The 7,951-nt window shown below is 49.1% G+C and carries 9 protein-coding genes, 1 rRNA gene and 1 pseudogene; 4 read left to right on the top strand and 7 right to left on the bottom strand.

The genetic code is table 11. The features are described from left to right. A 16S ribosomal RNA gene (locus EBS36_07000) occupies nt 1-473 on the bottom strand; the annotation flags it as partial. Nucleotides 474-951: 478 nt separating this feature from the next. Next, nucleotides 952-2,214 (bottom strand): tyrosine--tRNA ligase, encoded by a 1,263-nt coding sequence (locus tag EBS36_06995; GenBank protein ID NBU32893.1) that lies wholly within the window; start codon nt 2,212-2,214, stop codon nt 952-954. 124 nt (nt 2,215-2,338) lie between these two features. Between EBS36_06995 and EBS36_06990 the strand changes: the two genes are divergently transcribed. Together EBS36_06990 and EBS36_06985 are read left to right on the top strand one after the other, a co-directional pair. Beyond that, nucleotides 2,339-2,587, top strand: a complete 249-nt coding sequence (locus EBS36_06990) for a type II toxin-antitoxin system Phd/YefM family antitoxin (protein ID NBU32892.1) — start codon at nt 2,339-2,341, stop codon at nt 2,585-2,587. Continuing rightward, nucleotides 2,584-2,841 carry a type II toxin-antitoxin system RelE/ParE family toxin gene (locus EBS36_06985; GenBank protein NBU32891.1) on the top strand — a complete coding sequence of 86 codons (258 nt, stop codon included), beginning with the start codon at nt 2,584-2,586 and terminating at the stop codon, nt 2,839-2,841. Before EBS36_06990 ends, EBS36_06985 begins: the two co-directional genes overlap by 4 nt. Before the next feature lie 41 nt (nt 2,842-2,882). Here EBS36_06985 and EBS36_06980 read toward each other — a convergent pair whose 3' ends face one another. The 3 genes from EBS36_06980 to EBS36_06970 form a co-directional block, all read right to left on the bottom strand. Continuing rightward, nucleotides 2,883-3,608 carry a hypothetical protein gene (locus EBS36_06980; protein NBU32890.1) on the bottom strand — a complete coding sequence of 242 codons (726 nt, stop codon included), beginning with the start codon at nt 3,606-3,608 and terminating at the stop codon, nt 2,883-2,885. Then, nucleotides 3,605-4,519, bottom strand: a complete 915-nt coding sequence (locus EBS36_06975; protein NBU32889.1) for an ATP-binding cassette domain-containing protein — start codon at nt 4,517-4,519, stop codon at nt 3,605-3,607. The genes EBS36_06980 and EBS36_06975 overlap by 4 nt, the downstream gene beginning before the upstream one ends. Before the next feature lie 86 nt (nt 4,520-4,605). Beyond that, a complete protein-coding gene (locus tag EBS36_06970; GenBank protein ID NBU32888.1) occupies nt 4,606-5,409 on the bottom strand; it encodes a hypothetical protein in 804 nt (267 codons plus the stop codon). 191 nt (nt 5,410-5,600) lie between these two features. Here EBS36_06970 and EBS36_06965 point away from each other — a divergent pair, with 191 nt between their 5' ends. Next, a complete protein-coding gene (locus EBS36_06965) occupies nt 5,601-5,819 on the top strand; it encodes a hypothetical protein (protein NBU32887.1) in 219 nt (72 codons plus the stop codon). Between the two features lie 321 nt (nt 5,820-6,140). Next, nucleotides 6,141-6,356: pseudogene (locus EBS36_06960) on the top strand (hypothetical protein). A gap of 61 nt (nt 6,357-6,417) precedes the next feature. Here the strand turns inward: EBS36_06960 and EBS36_06955 are convergent. Further along, a complete protein-coding gene (locus EBS36_06955) occupies nt 6,418-6,684 on the bottom strand; it encodes a hypothetical protein (GenBank protein NBU32886.1) in 267 nt (88 codons plus the stop codon). A gap of 547 nt (nt 6,685-7,231) precedes the next feature. After that, nucleotides 7,232-7,951, bottom strand: a 720-nt coding sequence (locus tag EBS36_06950) for a DNA-binding response regulator (GenBank protein ID NBU32885.1), incomplete at its 5' end; no start/stop codon positions are given.

Here is a 7,951-nt window from a genome sequence, read left to right as displayed (position 1 = left end):
TTCTGCAGGTACCGTCACTTTCGCTTCGTCCCTGCTGAAAGAGGTTTACAATCCGAAGACCTTCATCCCTCACGCGGCGTCGCTGCGTCAGACTTTCGTCCATTGCGCAATATTCCCCACTGCTGCCTCCCGTAGGAGTCTGGGCCGTGTCTCAGTCCCAGTGTGACCGGTCGCCCTCTCAGGCCGGTTACCCGTCGTCGCCTTGGTGAGCCGTTACCTCACCAACAAGCTGATAGGCCGCGGGCCCATCCCTAACCGAAAAACTTTCCAACCAAGAAGATGTCTTCCTAGTTCATATCCGGTATTAGCACCTCTTTCGAGGAGTTATCCCAGAGTTAGGGGCAGGTTGCCCACGTGTTACTCACCCGTTCGCCACTAATCCCCAGAGCAAGCTCTGGTTCATCGTTCGACTTGCATGTGTTAAGCACGCCGCCAGCGTTCGTCCTGAGCCAGGATCAAACTCTCCGTTAATGTTTTTGGATCGACTCGTTAAAGTCGAAACACTCTGGAGAGAGTGTTCACTGGCAATAAGAACAAAAAGCTGAATGCTTTTTATTTTGTATTACCAAAGGAATTACCGCGCGGCATGCTTACGCATCCCGCGACGGGGTTTTGGTATTGACTTGTGGCACGCTGTTGAGTTCTCAAGGTACGAACGCGCATAAAACATAGCCCATTTTGGTGGGCCGGTTTTAAGGCGACTTTCCTAACCTAGTCATGTTCACTGTCTCGGTCAAATCCGAAACTCATGATTTTCAACTGGTGGTAGTTAGTGGACGAACCACGGGTTACCTGTTAGGTCGTAGTGCAATACTCTACGACACGCCGATTCAAATAAGCAAATCGGGGGTCTGGCTATTCAGATTTCACTTTCATCGTAACTCGCATCCCAAGATTTCGATAGCGAATCTGAGCAAAGTTTTGGCCAATTTCCTGCGCCAACCTGGCACTTTAACCTCGCGTAATGCCACCAAAAGTGCGCTTGCCGCGGCGTAATACCAACCACTTACCGTGTAGGAAGTCAACTTCAGTGACTTCATAATTCTCGTCAGTGACTTTCACATTATTAATAGAGACGCCACCTTCGTTGATCGCACGGCGACCCGCGCTGTTACTAGCTACTAATTCGCAGGCGACTAAGAGCTCGGCAACTGTTGGGTACTGACCGCTTGGCGCTACTGATGCATTTGGAGCTTCGCGCATGGCCGCATCCAAAGTCGCAGGATCGAGGTCACGAATTTCTCCCTGACCGAACAGTGCGCTAGCCGCGGCTTTTGCCTGGGCAGTTTGATGTTCACCATGAACCAAAGTAGTGACATCGTTTGCAAGGGTTCGTTGCGCTTCCCGAGCATGCGGACGCTCTTGCGTGGCCTCTGCAAGTTCAGCAATTTCTGACTCGCTGCGGAAGGTGAAGGTGCGAAGCAAGGTATCGACATCGCGATCATCTGCGTTAACCCAGAATTGATGAAAGGCATAAGGACTTGTGAGTTCCGGATCCAACCACACTGTGCCTGATTCGGTTTTACCAAACTTGGTGCCATCGGCTTTAGTTACAAGAGGAGTTGTTAATCCATTAACACTTGCCGATTCAACCCGACGCACTAAGTCAGTACCTGCCGTGATATTGCCCCACTGATCTGATCCACCGATCTGCAATGTGCAGCCATGTTTGCGATATAACTCTAAGTAGTCGAGTGACTGTAAAATCTGGTAACTGAATTCGGTGTACGAAATTCCCGCGCCGTTTAGTCGAGCTGAGACCGACTCTTTATCAAGCATGCGATTCACGCTGAAGTGTTTGCCGATCTCGCGCAAAAACGTCAACATGTCCATGTTGTGCGTCCAGTCGTAGTTGTTTGCCATGATGCAGGCATTGGTGCCACTGAAATCAAAAAATGGTTCGAGTTGTCCGCGAATCTTCTCAACCCAATTGGCCACAACATCTGAAGTGTTGAGTGTGCGCTCAGCGTTTTTGCCACTTGGGTCACCAATCAAGCCGGTAGCGCCACCGACTAAAGCTATCGGAGTGTGACCGAGTCGTTGAAACCGAGCCATGGTAATTATTTGAGCTAGATTGCCCATGTGCAAACTTGGTGCGGTTGGATCAAAGCCACAATAAAGAGTGAGCGGACCCTTCGCCAATTCGTCGGGCAACTCCGGGGTGTGCTGCGCAATCAGGTTGCGCCAGCCAAGTTCAGAAAGAATTTCGCTCACTGCTCTATCTTTGCGGAAAGTGTGAAGTAAAACAACATTGACCCTTACTTATTTACAAGGTTCACACGACCAATCGCGGTGAAAAAGTTTTGTACAAGATTCAGATTGTTTTGTGCAATTTTTTATGGCTACCTATACCGCAAGCGAAGCGCGTGAACGCTTCAGTGAAGCAATCGCAACCAGTGCAGTTGAGGCTGTATTTATTCATAAGCATGGCGAGGTTGCTGCTGTACTGATCAGTCCCGAGCGGTACGAGCAACTTATGGATGCACTGGAGGAGATAGAAGACCTTCAGGCAATCGAGGACGTAAAGAAGGAATCAGGTCCGTTCAAAACAGCCGCTCAAGTATTTGCAGAGCTCGGATATTTATGACCTTTACCGTTCGACTAACGAAGCGTGCGGAAAAAGATCTAGCAAAAATCGCAAAACGCGAAGGCGAACGAATCCGCATTGCGTTGCGCGTACTTGAGAAAAACCCTTATCCCCCAGCGACCCGCAAACTAGTTAATAGACCTGAGTGGCGCGTGCGGATCGGCAAATACCGCATTTTCTATGAAGTCATCGACAATGAAGTAGTCGTGCTTGTAATTGGTATCGGACTTCGCTGGCAAATCTACGACCGGTAACGAGCGAACACTTCGAAGTCCACCCGTTTCGTCAAATGGCGCTATGCGTCGCGCTTTAGGAATTTCATTCCAGCCAAGCCCACTGTAATCACGGTGGCCGTAGCAATCACAATCAGGTCTTTAGTCTGACCCCCACTTGCCCATTCCATGCCCTTGCTTAATGGCAGGTAATCCACAACTTTTGGCCAACGAGTTGACAAGAGTCCGGCAACAATCTGTTCCAAAATTGCTGCCCAAACTACAACTCCTGCCACGCCAGCAGCTAGGTTGCGAGAGAAAATTACTACTGCTGCAACGATCAGGCCCCACACTATCGTGAAGGCAATGTGTCGACCGGCCAGATTTAGTGCGCCTGAGTAATCCTGAACTGAAATAAAAGTTTTGTACAGAAAAAAGATTCCAGCCATTGCAATAAGGCCAGAGACGATCGCTAGAACACTTGGGATTAGAAGTTTTGCAACAAATACTCTTGCTCGTTGCGGGTATGCACTCAAAGTAAGGCGCATGGTGCCATCGCGGAATTCATGACCGAAAGCCTGGGCAAAGGGAATGGTAATGAAAAAGATGCTAAGCGGAGAAAAGCTGTTATTTATGGCCAGTGCGAATGTTGGTGGAACCGCCATGCCTTCAACATTCATCATCAGGTCAGCGTCCTTCAAACCGAAATAAGCAATAAGCCAACTTAGGGCGATGCCGATAACAGGAAAAATCCACGTGGACTTCAAGGAGCGGGCGCGGATGAATTCATACTTAAAAATGCGACTCATGCCTGGGCTCCTGTTCGATATTCTTGTTCGCCCGAAGTTAATTCAAGGAAGGCAGATTCTAGAGAAACCTGACGAGCCACTAACTCCAAGACTGGAACGTTCGCCTGGAATGCGAGCTGGCCAACTTGTTCGGCAGAGGCATTTTTGACGGAAAGGGCATTTGCTTCAATCGCCGTTGACTCAACCCCTGATGCAGTTAGGGCATTTTGCAGAGTTGAGAGTTCATCCTGACTCGTCCGCACAAGCACATCGTTACCCGAGCTTCGAGCAACAAAACTTGCCATTGGCTCGTCGGAAATCATCTTGCCACGAGCGATTACCACTAAATGGTCGGCCATCAATTCCATTTCGGAAAGTAGGTGACTTGAAACAAATACGGTATTGCCTTTCGCTGCGTAATCCTTTAGGAAGTCACGCAGCCAGTGAATTGATTGAGGATCTAAGCCATTGGCAGGCTCGTCAAGGAGCAAGTGACGGGGCTCAGTCAAGATTGCGCCGGCCAATCCAAGTCGCTGCCCCATGCCCAAGGAGAATCCTTTCGGCGCTTTATTGGCAACTCCTTGCAAACCCATGAGTTCAATAACTTCAGAGATGCGCTTTTGTGAAACTTGTGCCTCGGTGGCCAACATTCTCAAGTGGTTAACCGCGGAGCGTTTTGGGTGAAAATATTTCGCGTCTAGGTGCGCTCCGACAATTCGAGTCACTTCTTTGTGGGAAGCCAGTGGCTTGCCATCAAACAGAGTTTCGCCAGATCCAAAGTCGAGACCAAGCATCAGTCGCATTGTCGTTGATTTACCAGATCCATTCGGACCCAGAAATCCCACGACCTGGCCTTCAGGCACCACGAACGAGACATCGTTAACGGCATGGGTGCTTTTGTACCGCTTGTCTAGGTGATTAACCTCAATCATTAACCCTCCCGAGTCTGACTCAGTTTAGTTTGAAAAGACACTCAGAATCAGCAACTTGCTAGACAACACGATGCAAAATTATTGAATCAATATCCGATGGACTTGCAACCGGATTCATGAGGTAGTAGCGGTCTAAGCGTTACGCGCCAGGTTTTGCCACCGGAACTCCATAGCGTCTCCACATTTATAGATGACTCAATTGTGTTTATTGCTGCTGATTGCGAATTGTTGAGTGCAGCGCAGGAAACCTCTTGGGATAGTTCGGGTCCGACCCAATCGAGAGTATTTGAATTTTCCGTGACCGCGGCTTCAGCAACTTGGTAGACATACTTCGTTGGGGTCCACTTCGTTGGATAACTCTTTGACCAGATGTATCGGCCTGAAAAAGCTTGTAATGAATCTAAAACTCTGTCTGCCTTCTTGCGGTACTCAACCTGTTTCTTGGTTAAGCCTGGACCAGTCATTCCTAATGCATATATGGAAACAGTTGCTGAACGTTTTTTCGCTGAAAGCTGCGTTATTACCTCGGTATTTGGGACATCGGCAACTGATGGGTAACCCCAGTCAAATTTGGGATTAGCTAAATTTGTATTCTCCAATGCAGAAACAATTCGTTTCAGATCGAAACTGACATTCTTGGTCATCAAATTTGGGATTGCTCTGCCAGGATACTGCTGTGTTGAAATCTGCGATTCACTAATCATGCGCCCGTCGCTGTAAACAACAAATCTGGGTAATCGCGAGAAGTTGTATTGAGCAGGGACAAAGCCGCCGGAAGTCTTGGCAAGTGCCACTACGTAAGTTTTAGGCTTTGCATAGGTAATGTCAGTGGCAACAAGTCCACCAACAATTAGTCCAATCGCTAGCGAGATCGCGAACTTGCGTTTCATCTGGCCGCTCCTAAAATTTCATATTTGCCAAGGCCTACCCTCAGTCTAAGCAGGAGGCCAAGCTTTAGGTAGAGGCTACGGTCAGGGATTCGTAAAGTTTTGGTGAATTTTTGATGCTTTTTTGAGTGATTTCTCAGAGCTTTCACATTTGCTGTTCCATACGCTGAATTTAGTTCCGGAAAGGGGGCGCAATGAAAACCAGTTCGAAAATTGCTGCCGCTTTATTTGCTGCATCATTGGTGCTAACAAGCTCAGTTACTGGTGCTTCGGCCAAGACTTCAGGCAAGTCTCAAACTTGCTCGAAGTCACAGGTAGCAAAGAAAGCACATGGCAAGAAGGCTGCCGGCAAGAAAGTACAAAAGCCATGTAAGGCAAAGAAAACCAAGAAGGCTAAAAAGGCTAAGCGGTAATTACTTTCCTTGAAAAAGTTGGTGCCCCGCGTTGTGCGAGGCACCAACTTTTTGTTTCTTGCTTACTGAGGCAAAGATGAGTCACAAGCCACGGCAAATAGTGTTGGGCTATTTAGTTTCGCTAGTACATAAGTTCCGTTGTAAGTCACACCCTTACTCGCGAAACTACATGGCTGTCCGACTAGCTCAAATGAATTACCTGGCAGACCCTGCGGACCTTGTGGACCTGTAGCTCCGGTATCACCTTTGGGTCCAGCTGGACCAGCATCGCCTTGCGGCCCTGCTGGACCAGTTTCACCTGGGTCACCTTTAGGACCAGCGATACCTTGCTCCCCTTGCGGACCAGCTGGGCCAACCAATCCTGCGGGACCTGTTGCACCTTGCGATCCAGTCGGGCCAACTTCACCCTGGGGACCTGTTGCACCGGTATCGCCTTTAGGGCCTGTTGGACCTTGATCACCTTGGGGACCTGTTGCACCGGTTGCGCCGGTTGCGCCGGTTGCTCCAGTGGCTCCCCTTGGACCCACTGGTCCCTGAGCACCGTCTACTCCATCCAAGCCGTCAAGGCCGTCCATGCCATCAAGACCGTCGATTCCATCTACTCCAGCTGGTCCCTGCTCCCCCTGGATACCTTGTTCACCTGGCAAGCCCGGGATACCCTGTTCGCCTTGGATACCCTGCGGTCCCTGAATTCCTTGCAGTCCAGTTGGCCCCTGGATACCTTGTTCACCTTGAACCCCCTGTGACCCTTCAATGCCCTGCACCCCTTGGATTCCCTGAATGCCCTGGGGTCCCTGAATGCCCTGGGGTCCTTGAATGCCCTGGGGTCCTTGTGGGCCAGCGGGACCTTGTGGGCCAGATTCAACTAGCGTGCTGGCGATTGAAAGGCCCGTTGATAATCCCTTAAAGTAATCGCTACATGCCTGATATTCCTCGGCCCAGTGCGCCTTCACCACTCGCCTAGTCATCACGGACCTGTTGTTTATTTTGACTCGCAAAACAGCATTGTTGCGAATAAAGCGTGGAATACAGAAATGTGCATCGCCATTAACGGTCAATCGCTGGGTCCCTAACCAAACCGACTTGGTTTTTCCGACTAAGTACAGCGAAGCGCTTTCCATTCGATACTTTGGGTTCAGTAATGAAACTTCAATGGGTGTGTGCTTACTAACCGTGTAACCCAAATTAATTCCATTGGAATAAGCTGATGCCGATTGCACTGCTCCCAGAACTCCAGCAAGAGCCAGACTTAATGTTGTTACTATCGCAAAGACTCTTCGCCCCCTATGCGATTTTTCGGGGAAGATTTTCTTTCTCATATCAAACATCCCTTTCATGGATCTCTTTTCTAATTTCAGTGTTCAACGACTGAACGGAAATGAGAACCGTCAAGTGGATAGTTTTGTGACCAATCAGTGATCTAAGACCAAGTGCGCAAGGCTGGCTGCCTGCTGCCGATTTCGTGCTCCTAGGCGGTCGTACAGTCTTGATGTTTCGACTCGGATGGTTCCTAAACTTAAATGCATTTTGGCAGCGATTTCTTCATTAGTTAATCCATTGGTAATCAGCTCTAAAATTTGTGATTGGCGTTCGGTTAAGGTGACACCATCCAGAGTGGTATCCCTTTCTTCATGATCGGCATCGGTAGCAACCGCGGGTCTTGAACTTTGTTCGTGTAGCGGCTGGCTCATTTTGTGAAATCGGTAAATGAACTCGCTGGCTACTCTGATGAATGAAAAAACTTCTAGATTCTCCTTGAAGTGACTCGAAAGATTTGCCGTACAGAGCAAAAGCCCATCTTCAAAGTCCAAAGTCCCGAGACACAGGCCTACGCTAAGCAGCGGTATTGACGTCTTAGGGCTGTTGGCAACAAGTGAGTCAGCGTAAAAATAGCCCCAAGGTAGACCATCTGCCAGGATGGAAGTGCGAGAAATTTGGGAATCAGAAAATCCGGAAATGTGTGATAACTGATTTGGCCCTGCTTCTTTGATGCATTCCCAGGTCATCTCAGGGGTTAGCTCGTAAAATGCAATCGAGAACTGTTGCTGTCGCAAGACTGGATGACTCACAATCCACTGCAACATAGTTTGCATAGACGCATATTGACTCATGGCCAGCAGCGATCTTATCTG

It is taken from the genome of Actinomycetota bacterium (assembly GCA_009923495.1).
GTDB lineage: Bacteria > Actinomycetota > Actinomycetes > S36-B12 > UBA5976 > UBA5976.
The sequence above is the reverse complement of the archived record's forward strand: the minus strand, read 5'-3'. Positions and strand labels throughout refer to the sequence as shown.

Coding starts and splice junctions, on each gene's coding strand:
- EBS36_06990 (NBU32892.1), top strand. CDS start 2,339: ATGGCTACCTATACCGCAAGCGAAGCGCGTGAACGCTTCAGTGAAGCA.
- EBS36_06985 (NBU32891.1), top strand. CDS start 2,584: ATGACCTTTACCGTTCGACTAACGAAGCGTGCGGAAAAAGATCTAGCA.
- EBS36_06980 (NBU32890.1), bottom strand. CDS start 3,608: ATGAGTCGCATTTTTAAGTATGAATTCATCCGCGCCCGCTCCTTGAAG.
- EBS36_06975 (NBU32889.1), bottom strand. CDS start 4,519: ATGATTGAGGTTAATCACCTAGACAAGCGGTACAAAAGCACCCATGCC.
- EBS36_06970 (NBU32888.1), bottom strand. CDS start 5,409: ATGAAACGCAAGTTCGCGATCTCGCTAGCGATTGGACTAATTGTTGGT.
- EBS36_06965 (NBU32887.1), top strand. CDS start 5,601: ATGAAAACCAGTTCGAAAATTGCTGCCGCTTTATTTGCTGCATCATTG.